This window comes from Pseudomonas sp. R3-56, from assembly GCF_051132075.1.
Classification (GTDB): Bacteria; Pseudomonadota; Gammaproteobacteria; order Pseudomonadales; family Pseudomonadaceae; genus Aquipseudomonas.
In genome coordinates this window covers 2,572,434-2,591,856 of the sequence record NZ_CP071657.1, presented here as the reverse complement: position 1 = coordinate 2,591,856, position 19,423 = coordinate 2,572,434, and the positions used below count along the sequence as shown (strand labels likewise).

The following is a 19,423-nucleotide window of genomic DNA, read 5'->3' as shown; positions in this document are numbered from 1 at the left end:
CCTGCACCCTCCAAAACAAAGAGAGCCCGCCATGGCCTTTAACAGCATTGAGGAAATCATCGAAGACTACCGCCTGGGCAAGATGGTGTTGCTGGTGGATGACGAAGATCGGGAAAACGAAGGCGACTTGCTGCTCGCCGCCGATTGTTGCAATGCCCAGGCGATCAGCTTCATGGCCCGCGAAGCACGCGGGCTGATCTGCCTGACCCTGACCGATGAGCACTGCCAACGCCTGGGCCTCGAACAGATGGTGCCAAGCAACGGCAGTGTGTTCAGCACCGCTTTCACGGTGTCCATCGAGGCCGCCACGGGCGTGACCACCGGTATCTCCGCCGCTGACCGGGCGCGCACCGTCGCCGCCGCTGTTGCTCGTGACGCGGGGCCGGCCGACATTGTGCAACCGGGGCATATCTTCCCGCTACGCGCCAAGGAAGGCGGCGTGCTGACCCGCGCCGGGCATACGGAAGCCGGATGCGACCTGGCGCGCCTGGCAGGCTTCACGCCGGCGTCGGTGATCGTCGAAGTCATGAACGATGACGGCACAATGGCGCGCCGGCCGGACCTGGAAATTTTCGCCCGAAAGCACGGCATCAAGATCGGCACCATCGCCGACCTGATCCATTACCGCCTGAGCACCGAGCACACCGTCGTGCGCATCGGCGAACGGGAACTGCCTACGGTGCATGGTACGTTCCGCCTGTTCACCTTTGAAGATCGCATCGAAGGCGGCGTGCACATGGCGATGGTCATGGGCGACATCCGCCGGGAAGAGCCGACGCTGGTGCGCGTGCATGTGATCGATCCACTGCGGGACCTGGTGGGTGCCGAGTACAACGGGCCCTCCAACTGGACCCTGTGGGCGGCGCTGCAACGGGTCGCCGAGGAAGGTCGTGGCGTGGTGGTGGTGCTGGCCAACCACGAGTCATCCCAGGCGTTGCTCGAGCGTGTGCCGCAGCTCACCCAGCCGCCCCGCCAGTTCAGCCGTTCCCAATCGCGCATCTATTCTGAGGTGGGGACTGGCGCGCAGATTCTGCAGGACCTGGGCGTTGGCAAGCTGCGGCATCTGGGGCCACCGCTCAAGTATGCCGGGTTGACCGGGTATGACCTGGAGGTGGTGGATAGCATTTCTTTTACCGGGTAGGCCTGTGCCCCATTTCCTGTGGGAGCGAGCTTGCTCGCGATGACAATGGACCTGTCGACATCAATGGCGACTGACAAACCGCTATCGCGAGCAAGCTCGCTCCCACAAGGTTCATGGACATAGGAAAAATCCGCGCCAGGCAGATAGCCGGTACGGCAAAACCCTTGCAGAAAGTTTGGAATACCATAATATGATATTCCATCGACCGAACGCTTCTGCCTACCCTGGCGCGGTCACCTGCAAGACCCGCTTGACCCAAAGCTCCCGATAAGTGGGCGAACAGAAGCCCACTCAATAAACACAACAATGAGGGCGTGAACATGGTGTTGAAGAAAAGTGCAGCCGCAATGCTTTTTGCCGGCCTGCTGAGTGTCACCAGCCAGGCGACGATGGCCGCTGAAAGCGTCAACTTCGTCAGTTGGGGCGGCAGCACCCAGGACGCGCAGAAGCAGGCCTGGGCCGATCCGTTCAGCAAGGCCAGCGGCATCACCGTGGTCCAGGATGGCCCGACCGACTACGGCAAACTCAAGGCCATGGTCGAAAGCGGCAACGTGCAATGGGACGTGGTCGATGTCGAGGCCGACTTTGCCCTGCGTGCCGCCGCCGAAGGCCTGCTCGAACCTCTCGATTTCTCGGTCATCCAGCGCGACAAGATCGACCCGCGCTTCGTCTCCGACCACGGTGTCGGCTCGTTCTATTTCTCCTTCGTGCTCGGCTACAACGAAGGCAAGCTCGGTTCGGGCAAGCCAACGGATTGGTCCGCGCTGTTCGACACCAAGACCTACCCCGGCAAACGCGCCCTCTACAAATGGCCAAGCCCTGGCGTGCTGGAACTGGCCCTGCTGGCCGATGGCGTGGCGCAGGACAAGCTCTATCCGCTGGACCTGGACCGCGCCTTCAAGAAACTCGACACCATCAAGAAAGACATCGTCTGGTGGGGCGGCGGCGCCCAGTCCCAGCAATTGCTGGCGTCCGGCGAGGCCAGCATCGGCCAGTTCTGGAACGGTCGGATCTATGCCTTGCAACAGGACGGCGCGCCCGTCGGCGTGAGCTGGAAGCAGAATCTGGTCATGGCCGACATCCTGGTTATCCCGAAAGGTGCGAAAAACAAGGCCGCCGCCATGAAGTTCCTGGCCAACGCCAGCAGCGCCAAGGGCCAGGCCGATTTTTCCAACCTGACCGCCTACGCCCCCGTCAACGTTGACAGCATCGCGCGCCTGGATTCGGTGCTCGCCCCCAACCTGCCGACCGCCTACGCCAAGGATCAGATCACGCTGGATTTTGCGTACTGGGCCAAGAACGGTCAGGACATCGCGACACGGTGGAATGAATGGCTGGTCAAATGAAAATGGCGGCAGCGGCAACCCCTCGCACCGGGAGCGCCGTCGGCGCTGCCGGTTCGGCCGTGGCGCGCAAGCAGACGCCGTCGTTGATGCAACGCTGGCGCGGCGCCGGCAACCTGATTCCTGCGCTGCTGTTCCTCGGCCTGTTCTTCCTGGCGCCACTGATCGGCCTGCTGCTGCGCGGCGTGCTGGAACCCGTGCCGGGCCTGGGCAACTACGAGCAGCTGTTCGCCAACTCGGCTTACGCCCGGGTGCTGTTCAACACCTTTTCGGTGGCCGGGCTGGTGACGTTGTTCAGCCTGCTGCTGGGCTTCCCGCTGGCCTGGGCCATCACCCTGGTGCCCCGTGGCTGGGGCCGCTGGATGCTGAACATCGTGCTGCTGTCGATGTGGACGAGCCTGCTGGCCCGCACCTATTCCTGGCTGGTGCTGTTGCAGGCCTCGGGCGTGGTGAACAAGGCATTGATGGCCCTGGGCATCATCGACCAACCGCTGGAGATGGTGCACAACCTCACCGGCGTGGTGATCGGCATGAGCTACATCATGATCCCGTTCATCGTCCTGCCGTTGCAGGCGACCATGCAGGCCATCGACCCGATGATCCTGCAGGCCGGTTCCATCTGCGGCGCCAGCCCCTGGACCAACTTCTTCCGGGTGTTCCTGCCGCTGTGCCGGCCGGGGCTGTTTTCCGGCGGGCTGATGGTCTTCGTCATGTCTCTCGGTTACTACGTGACCCCGGCGCTGCTGGGCGGCGCGCAGAACATGATGCTGCCGGAATTCATCATCCAGCAGGTGCAGTCGTTCCTCAACTGGGGCCTGGCCAGCGCCGGTGCCGCCTTGTTGGTGGCGATCACCCTGGTGTTGTTCTACTTCTACCTGAAGCTCCAGCCGGAATCCCCGGTGGGCGCCAGCAACGCGAGGTAAGCCGCCATGCTCCTGACTCCCAATGCCATGAGCCGACGCATGCGGTTCGGCCTGTACTTCACCACCGGCCTGATCGCCTTGTTCCTGCTGCTGCCGATCGTGTTCATCGTGCTGTTGTCGTTCGGATCGTCCCAGTGGCTGGTCTTTCCACCACCGGGCTGGACGTTCAAGTGGTACGGCCAGTTCTTTTCCAACCCAGACTGGATGAGCGCGGCGTTGACCAGCCTCAAGGTCGCGGTGCTGACCACCGTCTGCGCCGTGGCCCTGGGCTTGCCCACCGCGTTTGCCCTGGTGCGCGGGCGTTTTCCGGGCCGGGAAATGCTCTACGGCCTGTTCACCCTGCCGATGATCGTGCCGCTGGTGATCATTGCGGTAGCGGTGTATGCACTGTTTCTTAAACTCGGCTACACCGGGACGATGTTTGCCTTCGTGGTCAGCCATGTGATCGTCGCGCTACCGTTCACCATCATCTCGATCATCAACTCGCTCAAGCTGTTCGACCAATCCATCGAGGATGCGGCAGTGATCTGCGGTGCCTCGCGCCTGCAAGCGGTGTTCAAGGTGACGTTTCCGGCGATTCGCCCGGGCATGGTCGCCGGCGCCTTGTTCGCGTTCCTGGTGTCGTGGGACGAGGTGGTGCTGAGCGTGATGATGGCCAGCCCGACCCTGCAGACCTTGCCGGTAAAAATGTGGACCACTTTGCGCCAGGACCTGACGCCTGTGATCGCCGTCGCTTCGACGCTGCTGATCGGTCTCTCGGTGCTGGTAATGGTGATCGCCGCCGCCCTGCGCCGGCGCAACGAAATCAGCGCTTGAGCGCCTAGGAGAACACGATGAGTGCCGTCAAAGACCCCGCACAGCAGAACAACAAGACCCTGGTCAGCCTGCGCAACCTGAACAAGCACTACGGCGACTTTGCCGCCGTGGACGATATATCCCTGGAGATCCAGGACGGTGAATTCCTGACCTTCCTCGGCTCCAGCGGCTCGGGCAAGAGCACCACCCTGTCGATGCTGGCCGGTTTCGAAACCCCCAGCAGCGGCGAGATCCTGGTGGATGGCAAATCCCTGGTCAACGTGCCGCCGCACAAGCGCGACATCGGCATGGTGTTCCAGCGCTATTCGTTGTTCCCTCATCTGTCGGTGCGCGACAACATCGCCTTCCCGCTGGCGATCCGCAAACTGGCCAGCGCCGAGCGCGAGCGCCGGGTCGATGCCATGCTCAAGCTGGTGCAATTGGGAGAGTTCGCCCATCGGCGCCCTTCGCAACTGTCCGGCGGACAACAACAGCGCGTGGCAATTGCCCGGGCGCTGGTCTATGAACCGCGCATCCTGCTGATGGACGAACCTCTCGGCGCGCTGGACAAAAAGCTGCGCGAAGATTTGCAGGACGAACTGCGCCAGTTGCACCGCCGGCTGGGCATCACCATCGTCTACGTCACCCACGACCAGGAAGAAGCCATGCGCCTGTCCCAGCGCATCGCGATCTTCAGCCACGGCAAGATCGTCGGCCTGGGCAGTGGCTACGACCTCTATCAGAACCCGCCGAACGCCTTTGTCGCGTCATTCCTGGGCAACTCCAACTTCCTCAAGCTCAAGGCCCAGGGCAATGCTGCGGCGACGTTCGAAGGCCAATCGCTGTCGATCCGCCTGACCGCCGGCCTGCAATCCGAGCAGGATGTGTTGCTGATGGTGCGTCCGGAAAAAGCCCTGGCCCTGAGTGTCGAGCAGGCGACCCAGGACACCCTGCCCGCCGGCTGGAACGAAGTCTCGGCCAAGGTCGTGGAGGTGCTTTTTCTTGGCGAAAGCCAGACCTGCAGCGTGGTGACGTCCGGCGGCACTCACATGACCGTCAAGGCGCTGTCCGCCGCCGGCATGCCGCTCAAGGCCGGCGACCCGGTGCGGGTGCGCTGGGCCGCCGCCGATGCCTGCGTCTACACCCAATGGGCCGAGAGCGACCTGAACAAGGCCGCCGGCGCCCACTGAGAACACTGCGTCATAACCGCCTGCGAGCGAGGACTGCGAAATGATCGATGCCAACCTCTACAAACAAGTCATGGGTTCGTTCCCGTCCGGGGTGACGGTGATCACCACGCTGGACGATGACGGACAAATCGTCGGGTTGACCGCCAGCGCCTTCAGTTCATTGTCGATGGACCCGGCCCTGGTGCTGTTCTGCCCCAACTACAGCTCCGATTCCTATCCGCTGCTGATCCGGAACAAACGCTTCGCCATCCACGTGCTTTCCGGCGGCCAGCAGAACGAAGCCTACGCGTTCGCCCGCAAAGGCAAGGACAAGGCCCAGGGCATCGAATGGACCTTGAGCGAGCTGGGCAATCCGTTGTTGAGCAACGCCACCGCCATCATCGAATGCGAACTGTGGCGTGAATACGAGGGTGGCGACCACGCCATCATGGTCGGCGCCGTGAAGAACCTGATCGTGCCGCAACACACACCGGGGCCGCTGGTTTATTGCCACGGCAAGATGGGCGCCCTGCCCGTCCTCGCCTGAACCGATCGTCAACAATAAAGAGAAAGCGCCATGAAATTTTCCCTGTTCGTACACATGGAGCGCTGGGACGAAAGCGTCAGCCATCGCCAGTTGTTCGAAGACCTCAGCGAGCTGACGCTGATGGCCGAAGCCGGCGGTTTCAGTACCGTGTGGATCGGCGAACACCACGCCATGGAATACACCATTTCGCCAAGCCCGATGCCGCTGCTGGCGTACCTGGCCGGCAAGACCACGACCATTCACCTCGGCGCCGGCACCATCATCGCGCCGTTCTGGCACCCGCTGCGAGTGGCTGGCGAATGCGCGTTGCTCGACGTTATCAGCAACGGCCGCATGGAAGTCGGGCTGGCCCGGGGTGCCTATCAGGTGGAGTTCGATCGCATGGCCGGTGGCATGCCAGCCTCTTCCGGCGGCCAGGCATTGCGGGAAATGGTCCCGGTGGTGCGCGCCCTGTGGCAAGGCGACTACGCCCACGACGGCGAGATCTGGAAATTCCCCACTTCCACCTGCGTGCCCAAGCCCATCCGCAAGCCTCATCCGCCGATGTGGATCGCCGCCCGCGACCCTGACTCGCACAACTTCGCCGTCGCCAATGGCTGCAACGTGATGGTCACGCCTTTGATGAAAGGCGATGAAGAAGTCCTCGACCTGAAGAACAAATTCCAGGCCGCCCTGGACAACAATCCCGACGTGCCACGTCCGCAATTGATGGTGCTGCGCCACACCCATGTGCACGCCGAGGACGATCCCGAGGGCTGGAAGATCGGTGCCCAGGCAATCTCGAAGTTCTATCGCACCTTCGACGCCTGGTTCGGCAACAAGCAGGTGCCGGTCAACGGTTTCCTGGCGCCAAGCCCGGAAGAAAAATTCGCCGAGCGCCCGGAGTTCCAGCTGGAGAACATCCGCAAGAACACCATGATCGGCACCCCGCAGGAAATCATCGAGCGGATCAAGTACTACCAGGAACTGGGCGTGGACGAGTTCAGTTTCTGGTGCGACAACAGCTTGCCGCATGCCGAGAAGAAAAAATCCCTGGAGTTGTTCATCCAGCAGGTGGTGCCGGCGTTTCGCTGATCCTGTGGGAGCGGGCTTGCTCGCGAAAGCGTAGTGTCAGTCAGTATCAATGTTGAATGTGCCACCGTCTTCGCGAGCAGGCTCGCTCCCACAGGGTCTGGAACACCCGCAGCCTATGTGGGAGCGAGCCTGCTCGCGAAGGCGGATTGAAGCTGAAAAAAAATGCCCGGACATTTGATGCCCGGGCATTTTTATTCAAGCACTGCGATCAAAACGTCACGCTGGCGCTCAATCTGGCAGTACGCGGCTCGCCGACGTTGACCTGCAACTGGCTCCCGGTAGACGACGGGTAGTACTGCTTGTCGAACAGGTTGTCGACGTTCAACTGCAACGAGGTCTTTTGTCCGAACACCGGCGACTCCCAGCGCAAGAACGCGTCGGCGACGGTGTAGCTGCTGAGCCCGAAATCGTTGGCGTTGTTGGCGGCGCGTTCGCCGACATACCGCGCTCCGGCCCCGGCGTGCCAGGCGCCGAATTCGGCCGGCACGTTCAGATGGTGGCTCAGGTACAGGCTGGCGGTGTGCTTGGGAGCATCGGCCAGACGGTGACCTTCGTTTCTTGGATCATCCAGTATTTCGGTGTGGGTGTAGGCGTAGGTGCCGATCAAGTCCCACCGCTCGGCCAAACGTCCGGTGATGTCCAGCTCAACGCCTTGGGAGCCGACCTTGCCGGCGGCTTCGGCGATGTTCTGCCCGCCGATCAGGGTGGTAGTGACCACGTTCTTTTTGACGATATCGAACAACGCCAGATTGATGTTCAGCCCCGGCAACGGATCGTACTTGGCCCCGATTTCGTAACTGCGACCCTCCTCCGGCTTGAAGGTGCTGAGGTTGTCATCCACGGTATCGTTGGGCTTGAACGAATGACTGTAGTTGCCATACAGCGACAGGTCCTCGGTGGCCTTGTAGACCAGGCCCAGGAACGGCACAAAGGCATCGCCGTTGTCGTCGCGAACCGGCACGCTCGTGATCGACCCTTGCTTGCTGAACTGATCGTAGTGTTGATAACGCCCACCAAAGACCAGGATCCAGCGATCATCCAAGTGCCAGTTATCCTTCAGGTACACCGAGCTGGACGTCAGCTGGTTACTCAGGTTGCTCTGGGCGGGGTTGATGACGCTGGGCTGCGCCAAACCTCCGTACACCGGCGCCGTGATATCGAAGCCGCCCCGCACTGGCCCGCGGTAGGTCTTGCCACGGTACTGGTCAGACACCTGATTATCGGCACCGACCAGCAGGTCATGGCGCTGGCCGAACAGCTCCTGCTTGCCGATGAAATCCCAACTGGCGTAACGGGTTTCATCATCGTAGTGAGCGCCGTTGGCGGCTCGCCGCAGGGTATTGCCGACCAGCGAGTTGGGCTGGGCAATCGCAAGACTGTAGCGGTCATTGTTCCAGCCGTAGGTCACCCGGGTTTTCCACGCTTCGCTCAACTCGTACTCGAACCGCGCGGTGGCCGTCTCGCGGATCCCGACGCTCTTGGCCCAAGGCTCGTCCAGGCGCTTGTCATAGTCGATGTCGGCCGGATGCCCATTCTTGAACACCGTGCCACGGTCAAACGGATTGGAATATTCGTTGTACTCATAACTCAGGTTCAACGAAGCACTCTCGCCGGTCCAGGCCAGCGATGGCGCCACCAGCGTGCTCTCGTTGACGCCGTAGTTGCGCCAGTAATCCTCATGGCCGCGTTCGGCGATCAGGCGATAGGCCAACCCGGTGTCGCCCAACGGCCCGGTGGTGTCCAGGGCCATGGTGCCGCCGCCCTCGCTGTAGGCGGAGCCGCTCAGCGTGGTGCTCTGGGTGTATTCGGGCTTCTTGCTGATGACGTTGATCAGGCCACCCGGTTCCAGCGCGCCGTACAACATAGAGGCCGGGCCTTTTAGCACTTCGACTCGCTCAGTGGTGGCGCTGAAGTTGTGGCCCAGGTTCGAACGCACACCATCGCGCAGGATCGAACCGTCATCGTTGGTACCAAAACCGCGCTTGACCAGCGAGTCCCGGGAGCCCCCCAGGGTGTTGCCCTGGCTGACGCCGCTGACGAACTTCATCGCGTCGTCAAGCGAGCGCACCTGGTAGTCCGCCAGGGTCTGCTGGGTCACCACGTTGATCGACTGCGCCTCTTCCTTGATCGGTACATCGCTCTTGCTCGCCGTGCTGGCTTGCGTCGCCGTGTAGCCTTCGTCCTGAATGATCCGACTGCCTTTCACATCCGTGGTGGGCAGTTCAAGGGTGTCCTGGGCCTTCAAGGGGCTTGCCATGAAACAGCAGGACAGCGCAGGTAAAACACATTTGACGAGGGCATTGCGGTAAGCGAGGGGGGTGGAACGATTCAAGACGCTGCACTCATGGGGGGATGTGAATGAGAGCGAATATACTTTGAGAATAATTCCCAGTAAATCTTTTGTATCAAATTGATAGCGCTATCCCCCTGTGGGAGCGAGCTTGCTCGCGATGAGGGCGGTACGTTCACCTTCGATGTAACAGGTCCACCGATATCGCGAGCAAGCTCGCTCCCACAGTTTTTTGCAGTGAGTCAGGTCAAATGGTGGAAAGTGATATCAAATCGCCCTGCTACCCTAAAGCTTTGGCGTCAGCGGTCGAATGTATTCCATTCAGTGATTTTTTTGCCCAGGAGCAGCGGCATGCAGACGTTAAAGGCCTTGTACGAGTCTATCGAGATGCAATTCTTCGATACCCTCACCAAAAAGCTTTCAAGCCTTTTCCTGCTGGTCGTCGTCAGTGGCCTGCTGTACTGGGTCGCCGTCAGTGCCCGGGCCGATATTCTCGTGCAGTTGCGCACGGCCCAACTGGACGCCGCGCTGCTGGGCCAGATCGAAGATCGTCTCGACAGCCTCACCCATGCCCTGCTCTTCGGCGCGCTCCTGACGTTCGGCATGATCAGCTTCATGGTCTGGTATTTCCGCCACCTCATCGTGCGCCCCGTCACTGTGATGACCAAGGCGCTGGAAGAGATCGCCAACGGCGAGGGCGACTTGTCCAAGGACTTGCCGCTGGTCACCCATGACGAGATCCGCACGCTGGCCGCCACCTGCAACCGCTTCCTGGCCAAGCAACGCGAGATCATCAGCAACGTCCAGGCCTTGACGGTGCACATTGCCGTGGAGTCGGCCCGTTCATTGAAGAACATCAGCGACTCCAGCGACAGCGCGACCCACCAGGCGCGCTTCGCCAAGGAAGTGATGGACCAGAGCAACACCGCCGTGGGCCGTATCGAAGAAGTCTCGCGCCAGACCCAGGGCATCTCCAGCACCACCGCGCAGAACCTGAACATGGCCCGCGACTCCTATGCCGAGTTGCTGGAAGTGACCGGCAACATCAGCGAGATTTCCAGCAGCCTGGGTGAATTCGCCACGCTGGTGGACGCGCTGAACCAGCGTTCGTCGAGCATCAAATCCATCGTCGGGCTGATCCAGCAGATTTCCGCCCAGACCAACCTGCTGGCACTCAACGCCGCCATCGAAGCGGCGCGCGCCGGGGAAAGTGGCCGTGGCTTCGCCGTGGTCGCCGATGAAGTGCGCACCCTGGCGCAGAACGTCAGCCGGGCTACCGATGATATTTCGCGCAACATCGACGCGATGCTCCAGGAGGTCAGCTCCACCCACGAGCAGACCACCCAGATCAGCCACAGCGCCCGGGAAACCCAGAAGGTAGTGGAACGCGCCTCTGGCCATTTCGAGAGCATGATCGTCGACTTCGAGTCCACCAACGGCAAACTGGCGGATATCGCCGACCACATCCAGCAGTTCGCCGACTCCAACACCGGTATCAACGAACGCGTCACCCAGATCCATGCCGACAGCCAGTCGATCGACCAGCGCATGCAGCAGTCGGCGACCGCCACCCGCGATCTGTCCGGTGTTGCCGAGAAGGTCCAGACGCTGCTGGGCCGCTTCGTGCTCGGCCACGGCAAGCTGGACGCCGCCATCACCCGCGCCAGCGAATGCCGCGACACGCTGCAGGTTCAGCTGCAGGCGCTACAGGAACAAGGCGTCAACCTGTTCGACCAGAATTACCAGCTGATCCCGGGTACCGATCCCAAGCAATACATGACCAGCTACACCGAACGCTTCGCCCGGGTCTGCCAGGAAGAATGCGACAAGCTGACCCGCAGCACGCCGGGCGGCAAGGTCTCGTTCATCGTCGATACGAAGGGCTATTGCCCGGTCAACAACAGCTGGGTGTCCAAGCAACCCACCGGCGACCGCGCGGTCGACCTGCCGGTGTGCCGCAACAAGCGGATCTTCAACGACCCGATCGGCCTGCGCGCGGCGGGCAATGTCCAGCGCTTCCTGCTCCAGACCTACCTGCGCGACACCGGGGAAATCATGACCGAGATCGACGTACCGTTCTTCTTTGGCGGCCGTCACTGGGGCAACCTGCGGGTGGGGTTTGATGCGGCGGTGTTGCTGGCTGAATGATCAAAGGATCAAGCCAGACAATGTGGCGAGGGAGCTTGCTCCCGCTCGGCTGCGCAGCAGTCGCAAGACGGGCGATGCGGTCAGCCTGAAGAACCGCCGGGGCCTGCTGCGCACGCCAGCGGGAGCAAGCTCCCTCGCCACATTTGCCTTTCTGCGCACATACAATCCTGAGTCTACCCCACAAGGGCATCTGTGGCGTATGCAAATCCTGGGGCCAACCCAAAACAACTGTGGGAGCGAGCCTGCTCGCGAAGGCGTCAGGTCAGTCGACATCATCCTTGACTGACACTCCGCTATCGCGAGCAAGCTCGCTCCCACAGGGGATTACTTCAGTTCAACAGCATTTGGGGCCACCCTTGCCACCGTAGCGGGCTTCCTGGCGTTCTCGGAAGAACGCCTCGTAGTCCATCATCGGTTTGTCGGGGTGCTTGGTTTGCATGTGCTCGACGTAGTTGTCGTAGTCGGGCATGCCGACCATCAGGCGGGCGGCCTGACCGAGGTATTTACCGAGGCGACTCAAGTCATTGAACATCGTTGCAATCCCCTATCAAGCGTCCGGCAGCGCCTGGAAGGGCGCTTCCTTGTCCGTGCGTTCTTTCGTGCCCCAGGCGGCGATGCCGACCTTGAGCGCGTAGAACAGGATGCTGAAGACCACGAACAGGAACAACACCGTCAGCGTCGCGTTGGTGTAGGCGTTGAACACCACGTGCTGCATCTGCTCGATGCTCTTGGCCGGGGCCAGGATCTGGCCGGCGGCCAGGGCATCGTTGTACTTGCGCGCCAGGGCCAGGAAGCCGATCGCCGGGTTGGCGTCGAACAGCTTGATCAGGCCCGCGGTGGTGGTGCAGATCAGCAGCCAGCTGGCCGGCAGCAGCGTGACCCAGACGTAGCGCTGGCGCTTCATCTTGATCAGCACCACGGTGGCGAGCATCAGCGCGATACCGGCCAGCATCTGGTTGGAGATGCCGAACAGCGGCCACAAGGTGTTGATGCCGCCCAGCGGATCGATTACGCCCTGGTACAGCAGGTAACCCCACAGCGCGACGCAGCCCGCGGTGGCGATCAGGTTGGCGGTCCACGATTCGGTGCGCTTGAGGGCCGGCACGAACGAGCCGAGCAGGTCCTGCAGCATGAACCGCCCGGCACGGGTGCCGGCGTCTACCGCGGTGAGGATGAACAGCGCTTCGAACAGGATCGCGAAGTGGTACCAGAACGCCATGGTGTTCTCACCCGGCAGCACCGAGTGGAGGATCTGCGCGATACCCACCGCCAGGGTCGGCGCACCGCCGGCACGGGCCAGGATGGTGGTCTCGCCGATGTCCTTGGCCACCGCTTGCAGCGCGTCGGGGGTGATTGCAAAACCCCAACTGCTGACGGTCTGGGCCACGGCCACCACGTCGGTGCCGACGATCGCCGCCGGGCTGTTCATGGCGAAGTACACGCCCGGCTCGATCACCGAGGCCGCGACCATCGCCATGATCGCCACGAACGACTCCATCAGCATGCCGCCGTAACCGATGTAGCGGGCGTTGGTTTCGTTATCCAGCAGCTTGGGCGTGGTGCCCGAGGAGATCAGCGCGTGGAAACCCGAGACCGCGCCGCAGGCGATGGTGATGAACAGGAACGGGAACAGACCGCCCTTCCACACCGGTCCGGTGCCGTCGGTGAACTGGGTCAGCGCCGGCATTTTCAGCTCGGGCATGGTCACCAGGATGCCGATCGCCAGGGCGATGATGGTGCCGATCTTGAGGAAGGTGGACAGGTAGTCCCGTGGCGCCAGGATCAGCCACACCGGCAGCACCGCGGCGACAAAACCGTAGCCGATCAGCATCCAGGTGATCTGGATCCCGGTGAAGGTGAAGGCCTTGGCCCAGACCGGGTCGGCGGCGATCTGCCCGCCCAGCCAGATCGAACCGAGCAGCAACAGCACGCCGATGAGCGAGATTTCACCGATGCGGCCCGGGCGGATGTAGCGCATGTAGATGCCCATGAACATCGCGATCGGGATGGTCGCCATCACCGTGAAGATGCCCCACGGGCTCTCGGCCAGGGCCTTGACCACGATCAGCGCCAGCACCGCGAGGATGATGATCATGATCAGGAAGCAGCCGAACAGCGCGATGGTGCCGGGGATGCGGCCCATTTCCTCGCGCACCATGTCGCCCAGGGAGCGACCGTTGCGGCGGGTCGACAGGAACAGGACCATGAAGTCCTGCACCGCACCGGCCAGCACCACGCCGGCGATCAGCCAGAGCGTGCCGGGCAGATAGCCCATCTGCGCCGCCAGCACCGGCCCGACCAGCGGCCCCGCGCCGGCAATGGCCGCGAAGTGGTGGCCGAAAAGAATGTGTTTGTTGGTCGGGACGTAGTCCAGGCCATCGTTGTTGAGCACGGCGGGCGTGGCCCGGCGCGCATCGAGTTGCATCACGTTGTTGGCGATGAAGAGGCTGTAGTAGCGGTAGGCGACCAGGTAGATGGCCACGGCCGCGACGACGATCCAGAGGGCGTTGATCGGCTCTCCGCGGCGCAGGGCCACGACGCTCAGCGCACACGCTCCCAGAACAGCCACGGCAAACCAGGCGAGGTGTTTAACCAGACGGGTTGTCATTGCATGTCTCCTGCCGATATCCAATGGATTGCGGCGATTGTTTTTATAGTGTGGCCCCGGCAATTCGGAGCTGGCCCAATATCCCTGCTGGCCGTCAATAAATAAATCCGTAGTACTACGTAGATGCCCCTTCCTCCCTGTGGGAGCGAGCCTGCTCCCACACGGGCTCGCTCCCACAGGTTTTATGTTTCGCCCATGGGTTTGGCATATGATGCCGCCATTCGCCTCCCCGCCGGATCCGGACAGGAGTACAGATGCTGCTCAAACACAAGATCGTCGCTCTCGGGATCCTGCCACTGGTCCTGGCGATTGCCGTTATTGGTGCCTTGGTCATCTCGCTCAATCGCCAGTTGGGTGACCAACAGGCGCAGCTGATCGAAGACAGTATCCTGGCCAGTAAACGCGCCGAGCTGAAGAACTACGTAGAGATGGCGCAGAGCCTGATCGCCCCGTTGTACAACGACGGCCAGGGAGATGCGCGGGCACAACAGCAGGTGCTGGAAGAACTGCGCAAGCTCAGCTTTGGCATCAATGGTTATTTTTTCGTCTACGACCGCCAGGGTCGCAGCCTGATGCATGCCCGCCAGTCGGAGCTGGTGGGGCAATATCTCTGGGACATGAAGGATCCTCAAGGCCTGCCCGTCATCCAGGCCTTGCTCAAGAGCGCCGAATCAGGCGAAGGCTTTCAGCGCTATGCCTGGAACAAGCCCTCCTCCGGCCAGGTAACCGACAAGCTCGCCTACGTCGTGATGCTCGATCGTTGGGGCTGGATGCTGGGCACCGGGATCTACCTGGAAGACGTCGAACGCGCCACCCAGCAGGCTCGCGCCGAAGTGGCCCAGGGCATCCACACCACCATGCAGGCCATCGCCGCCATCGCGTTGGTCGCGGTGCTGCTGGTGTTTGCCGGCGGCATCACCCTCAATGTCAGCGAGCATCGCCTGGCCGACAAGAAACTGCAGCGCTTGAACCAGCGTATAGTCAGCTTGCAGGAGGAAGAGCGCTCACGGGTGTCTCGCGAACTCCACGACGGCATCAGCCAGCTGTTGGTTTCGATCAAGTTCCAGTTCGAACTGGCCAGCCATGTGATCGAGAACGGCCAGGAAAATGGCCTCGGCATCTTGAAGAATGCCACCGATCGACTGGGCGAAGCGATCGGTGAGATCCGCAGTATTTCCCATGATTTGCGTTCCTCGTTGCTCGATACCCTGGGCCTGCCCGCCGCCATCGGCCAGCTCGCGGCCGAATTCGAACAGCGCAGTGGCCTGGAAGTGTCCTACCGAAGCAACGAATTCGACTGTCGCCTGGAAAACGGCGCCCCGGTCTCGCTGTTCCGGATTGCCCAGGAGGCGCTGACCAACATCGAGCGACACGCCGGGGCGAAACGAGTCGCCATCACCCTGTTCGGTTCGGGTCAATCCCTGCGCCTGACCGTGGTGGATGACGGGATGGGCTTCAACGTCCCGCAGGTCGAGCGTGGTCACACCGGCATCGGCCTGCGTAATATCCGCGAACGGGTCGAGCATTTTGGCGGGCGCCTGGAAATGACCTCGGTTCCGGGACGAAGCGAACTGGATATCCTGTTGCCCATGACCCTGTCGGCCACGGAAAGTTGATGCGCGTTCATTTCCACAAGAGCACCTGCCCATGACCCTGCCCCCCGCCATACGCGTCGCCCTGGTCGACGATCACTCGCTGGTTCGTGACGGCATTCGCGCGCTGCTGTCCGTCATGCCCCGCCTGGACGTGGTCGGCGAAGCGGAGAACGGCGCGCAAGCGATCGACATGGTCGGGCGCTGCCAGCCGGACCTGCTGCTGATGGACATCGGCCTGAAGGACATGAACGGCCTCGAGCTGACCCGGCTGCTGGGCAAGCAATACCCCGGCTTGAAGATCCTCATCCTGAGCATGTACGACAATCATGAGTACATCAGTGAATCCGTGCGCGCCGGTGCCAGCGGTTACGTCCTGAAGAATTCACCTTCCAAGGAGATCATTGCCGCCATCGAAGCCATCATCGGCGGCGGCACCTTCTACAGCGCCGAGATCGCCCAGCGCCTCGCCACCGACCCGAACACCGACAGCGAACTGACGCCGCGCGAGAGCCAGGTCCTGGCGAAAATGGTCGAGGGGCTCAACAACAAGGAAATGGCCCGTGAACTGGACATCAGCGTACGTACCGTCGAAACCCACCGCCTGAGCATCCGCCGCAAACTCAATATCGACAAGCCTGCGGCGCTGGTGAAATACGCGATCGATCACGGACTTGTATCCCGCTAGCGAGGGAGCTTGCCTGGCTGCCTTCCGAGCAACACCAAAGCCACTACAAACGACAGCGCCACGGCGATAGCGCCGCCCAGGTAAACCGCACCAATGCCCCAGCCACTCGCCAACAGGCCGGCCAGCGGGCTGGTGATGCCCAAGGCAATATCGAGAAAGGCGACATAGGCGCCCATGGCGAGACCGCGAGCCTGCGGTGGTGCACGCCGCACCGCTTCCACGCCAAAGCCGGGAAACGCCAGGGAATAACCGAAACCGGTGAGTGCCGCCCCCAGGTAGGCGCTGGTCGCGCTGTCGGCGCTCCAGATCAGCAGCAGCCCAACGCTTTCGATCAACACACAGACCAGTGCCACACGGGCGCCACCAATCTTGTCCGGAAGGTGCCCGAACAGCAGCCGCGCACCGATGAACGCCACGCCGAACGCGGTGAACGCCAACGAGGCGTTGCCCCACTCCCGGGCCGCGAACAACAGGGCGATAAACGCCGTGAGAACACCAAAACCGACGCTGCAGAACGCCAACCCCAGGCCGGGAACCCAGACAGCGCCGAGCATCTTGTAGAACGGTGTACGCCGGGTCGCCGTAGGGGCGACGGCGCGCACGCCGGCGACAATCGCCAAGGCCAGCAGCGGCACGAACATCGAGGCCAGGACGATACCCACGAAGCCCCAACCGGCATTCAACGCAACACCGAGCGGCGCACCCAGTGCGTAGGAGCCGTACATGGCGATGCCGTTCCAGGCCATGACCTTGCCGGCATGCTGCGGCCCCACCAGACCGATGCCCCAGCCCATCGCTCCGGTAACGATGAGGCTTTCCCCGATCGCCAGCAGCACGCGGCCGCCCGACAAAAGCCAGACCGACGTAACCGGCGCGGCAACGAACGCCAGGGAAAGCAGGTAGACCAGCCCGGAAACGGCGGCCGTCACCAGACCGGCCATGACCGCGCGCTTGCCGCCACGCAGGTCGGCAAAATTGCCGGCCCAGGCCCGTGACAGCAGCGCCGCGGCGAACTGTGCCCCGACCACTAGGCCAATCACCAGCGTGCCCATGCCCAGCGTGTCATGCAGGTGCAGCGGCAAGACCGGCAATTGCATGCCGATGGTGAGGAAACCGACAAACACGGTCAGTGTGAGCGGCAACAGCTTGAGCGCCGGATTGGCCTCGACGGTTGCCCCGAGCGCCGATGCGGCGCCGTGATGAAGATTTTGAGTCATGACCCTACCCATGGAAAGGAAGCGAAGTGAAGTTGAACGGCGTCTGTGCAGCCGACTAGAATGCGATCAATTAGTCGCATTCAAGATACGAATAATCCGTCGCATTGCCTATTCGCATTCCTTTCGAGGTGCATGAACTTCATGTCCGAACGCCCAAGCCCGCAGATTTCCTCGCGCAAACAGCCGAAACAGGCCCGCTCCACCGAACTCGTGGCGGCCGTCCTGGAGGCGGCTGTTCAGGTTCTGGCAAGCCACGGCGCCCCGCGTTTCACCGTGGCTCGTGTGGCGGAGCGCGCGGGCGTCAGCGTCGGGTCGGTGTATCAATACTTCCCGAACAAGGCGGCGATCCTGTTCCGGTTGCAGAGTGACGAGTGGCAACAAACCACCGCCATGCTGCGGGACATTCTCGAGGACCAGGGCAAGCCGCCTCTGCAGCGATTGAGGGATCTGGTGCAGGCGTTCATCCAGTCCGAATGCGACGAGGCGCAGATACGCATCGCCCTCAATGACGCCGCCCCGCTCTACCGCGATGCCCCCGAACATCAGACGGCGCGAATCTCGGTGCAGCAATCGGTGGACGCTTTCATGCAACAAGTGCTGCCGGAAGCCAGCGCGCAGACCCGCGCCCTGGCCGGTGACCTGATCATCACCACGCTCGGTTCCGTGGGTAAGCGATTTTCGGCAACGCCACGCTCCGGCGAGGAAATCCGGGCCTATGCCGATGCCATGGCCGATATGTTCTGTGCCTATCTGGAGAGTCTGCGGCAGAAAGCCGCCGGGATCGCGCCAGGCTGACTGCTCGTCCCGACGATCCGGTGACAGCCCGCCGACACTTTTACTACACTCGCCCGTCTTGTCCCTCCCTTTGCGAGACGTCCGATCCATGAAAACCATAACAAGCACGATGACGTTCTGTGGCCTGCTGGCGCTCTGCGGCAGCGCCCTGGCCGAGCCAACCCCTTCGCACCTGGACAAGGTCCTGCAACAAGGTGAACTGCGGGTGTGCACGACAGGCGACTACAAGCCCTATACCTACAAGGCCGCATCGGGTGAATACGAGGGCATCGACATCGACATGGCCCGTTCCCTCGCCAGCAGCCTCGGCGTCAAGGTGCAATGGGTCCAGACCACCTGGAAAACCCTGATGCCAGACATGTTGGCCGGCAAATGTGACCTCGGCATGGGCGGGATTTCGGTGACCCTGGAACGGCAGAAAAAAGCCTATTTCAGCAGCACCCTGGACGTTGACGGCAAGATCCCCCTGGTGCGTTGCGAAGACCAGTCGCGCTACCAGACCATCGAGCAGATGAACCAGCCTTCGGTGCGTCTTGTCGAGCCGGCCGGGGGCACCAACGAAGCCTTCGTGCGGGCATTCCTGCCCAAGGGCCAGCTGGCTTTCCATGACAACGTGACCATCTTCCAGGAGCTTCTGGAAAAACGCGCCGACGTAATGATCACCGACGCCTCCGAAGCGCTCTACCAGCAGAAACTCAAGCCGGGCCTGTGCGCCGTCAACCCGACCCAGTACCTGCAATACGGCGAGAAGGCCTACCTGCTGCCGCGCGATGACCACACCTGGAAAATGTACGTCGACCAGTGGCTGCACCTGAGCAAGGCCAATGGCAGCTACCAGAAAGTGATCGGACAGTGGCTGGCCGTCCCCGGCGCCCAGTGATGTATCTGCAAATATAAAACCTGTGGGAGCGAGCCTGCTCGCGAAGGCGTCCGCTCAGTCGACATCTCCATTGACTGACACACCGCTATCGCGAGCAAGCCCGCTCCCACAAGAGCATCTTTCGCGCACGCAGATCCTGAATCCAACCCAAAACCACTGTAGGAGCGAGCCTGCTCGCGATGGCGCCAGGTCAGTCGATATCATCATTGACTG

At 62.0% G+C, this 19,423-nt stretch carries 16 protein-coding genes; 12 read left to right on the top strand and 4 right to left on the bottom strand.

The genetic code is table 11. The annotated features are described in order from the left end of the window. The first annotated feature begins 31 nt into the window (after positions 1-31). The 7 genes from ribBA to J3P96_RS11765 all read left to right on the top strand — a co-directional run bounded on the left by ribBA (position 32) and on the right by J3P96_RS11765 (position 6,992). Positions 32-1,141 carry a bifunctional 3,4-dihydroxy-2-butanone-4-phosphate synthase/GTP cyclohydrolase II gene (ribBA, locus tag J3P96_RS11795; protein WP_434657272.1) on the top strand — a complete coding sequence of 370 codons (1,110 nt, stop codon included), beginning with the start codon at positions 32-34 and terminating at the stop codon, positions 1,139-1,141. 320 nt (positions 1,142-1,461) lie between these two features. Next, positions 1,462-2,487 (top strand): ABC transporter substrate-binding protein, encoded by a 1,026-nt coding sequence (locus J3P96_RS11790; protein WP_434657270.1) that lies wholly within the window; start codon positions 1,462-1,464, stop codon positions 2,485-2,487. Continuing rightward, positions 2,484-3,407: an ABC transporter permease gene (locus J3P96_RS11785; RefSeq protein WP_434658153.1), complete on the top strand. Its 924-nt coding sequence runs from the start codon at positions 2,484-2,486 to the stop codon at positions 3,405-3,407. Before J3P96_RS11790 ends, J3P96_RS11785 begins: the two co-directional genes overlap by 4 nt. Positions 3,408-3,413: 6 nt before the next feature. Further along, positions 3,414-4,223: an ABC transporter permease gene (locus J3P96_RS11780; RefSeq protein WP_003182131.1), complete on the top strand. Its 810-nt coding sequence runs from the start codon at positions 3,414-3,416 to the stop codon at positions 4,221-4,223. Positions 4,224-4,240: 17 nt separating this feature from the next. Then, positions 4,241-5,392 (top strand): ABC transporter ATP-binding protein, encoded by a 1,152-nt coding sequence (locus tag J3P96_RS11775; RefSeq protein ID WP_434657266.1) that lies wholly within the window; start codon positions 4,241-4,243, stop codon positions 5,390-5,392. A 40-nt stretch (positions 5,393-5,432) separates the two neighbouring features. After that, positions 5,433-5,918 (top strand): flavin reductase family protein, encoded by a 486-nt coding sequence (locus J3P96_RS11770; protein WP_434657263.1) that lies wholly within the window; start codon positions 5,433-5,435, stop codon positions 5,916-5,918. 30 nt (positions 5,919-5,948) lie between these two features. Beyond that, on the top strand, positions 5,949-6,992 hold the full coding sequence (locus tag J3P96_RS11765) for an LLM class flavin-dependent oxidoreductase (RefSeq protein WP_434657260.1): 1,044 nt from the start codon (positions 5,949-5,951) through the stop codon (positions 6,990-6,992). A 208-nt stretch (positions 6,993-7,200) separates the two neighbouring features. Here the strand turns inward: J3P96_RS11765 and J3P96_RS11760 are convergent, their stop codons facing one another. After that, positions 7,201-9,249 carry a TonB-dependent siderophore receptor gene (locus tag J3P96_RS11760; RefSeq protein WP_434657257.1) on the bottom strand — a complete coding sequence of 683 codons (2,049 nt, stop codon included), beginning with the start codon at positions 9,247-9,249 and terminating at the stop codon, positions 7,201-7,203. A 384-nt stretch (positions 9,250-9,633) separates the two neighbouring features. Here J3P96_RS11760 and J3P96_RS11755 point away from each other — a divergent pair, with 384 nt between their 5' ends. Further along, on the top strand, positions 9,634-11,430 hold the full coding sequence (locus J3P96_RS11755) for a methyl-accepting chemotaxis protein (RefSeq protein ID WP_434657255.1): 1,797 nt from the start codon (positions 9,634-9,636) through the stop codon (positions 11,428-11,430). Between the two features lie 334 nt (positions 11,431-11,764). On the opposite strand, the gene J3P96_RS11750 is transcribed toward J3P96_RS11755, so the two are convergent. Together J3P96_RS11750 and J3P96_RS11745 are read right to left on the bottom strand one after the other, a co-directional pair. Continuing rightward, a complete protein-coding gene (locus tag J3P96_RS11750) occupies positions 11,765-11,962 on the bottom strand; it encodes a YbdD/YjiX family protein (protein WP_003182142.1) in 198 nt (65 codons plus the stop codon). A 15-nt stretch (positions 11,963-11,977) separates the two neighbouring features. Beyond that, complete coding sequence (locus J3P96_RS11745) at positions 11,978-14,038, bottom strand: carbon starvation CstA family protein (RefSeq protein WP_434573701.1); 2,061 nt, start codon at positions 14,036-14,038, stop codon at positions 11,978-11,980. Positions 14,039-14,292: 254 nt separating this feature from the next. On the opposite strand from J3P96_RS11745, the gene J3P96_RS11740 reads away from it, so the two are divergent. Together J3P96_RS11740 and J3P96_RS11735 are read left to right on the top strand one after the other, a co-directional pair. Next, positions 14,293-15,654, top strand: coding sequence for a cache domain-containing protein (locus J3P96_RS11740; protein ID WP_434601032.1), 1,362 nt, complete (start codon positions 14,293-14,295; stop codon positions 15,652-15,654). Between the two features lie 31 nt (positions 15,655-15,685). After that, positions 15,686-16,318, top strand: coding sequence for a response regulator (locus J3P96_RS11735; RefSeq protein WP_305500528.1), 633 nt, complete (start codon positions 15,686-15,688; stop codon positions 16,316-16,318). Here the strand turns inward: J3P96_RS11735 and J3P96_RS11730 are convergent. Beyond that, the gene (locus J3P96_RS11730; protein ID WP_434657252.1) at positions 16,315-17,535 is read right to left on the bottom strand and encodes an arabinose transporter; all 1,221 of its coding nucleotides are present in this window, start codon (positions 17,533-17,535) and stop codon (positions 16,315-16,317) included. The two genes, J3P96_RS11735 and J3P96_RS11730, sit on opposite strands and share 4 nt — an antisense overlap. Positions 17,536-17,676: 141 nt before the next feature. Here J3P96_RS11730 and J3P96_RS11725 point away from each other — a divergent pair, with 141 nt between their 5' ends. Next, positions 17,677-18,330, top strand: a complete 654-nt coding sequence (locus tag J3P96_RS11725; protein WP_434657250.1) for a TetR family transcriptional regulator — start codon at positions 17,677-17,679, stop codon at positions 18,328-18,330. Between the two features lie 88 nt (positions 18,331-18,418). Further along, on the top strand, positions 18,419-19,210 hold the full coding sequence (locus J3P96_RS11720) for a transporter substrate-binding domain-containing protein (RefSeq protein WP_434657248.1): 792 nt from the start codon (positions 18,419-18,421) through the stop codon (positions 19,208-19,210). Positions 19,211-19,423 lie beyond the last annotated feature (213 nt).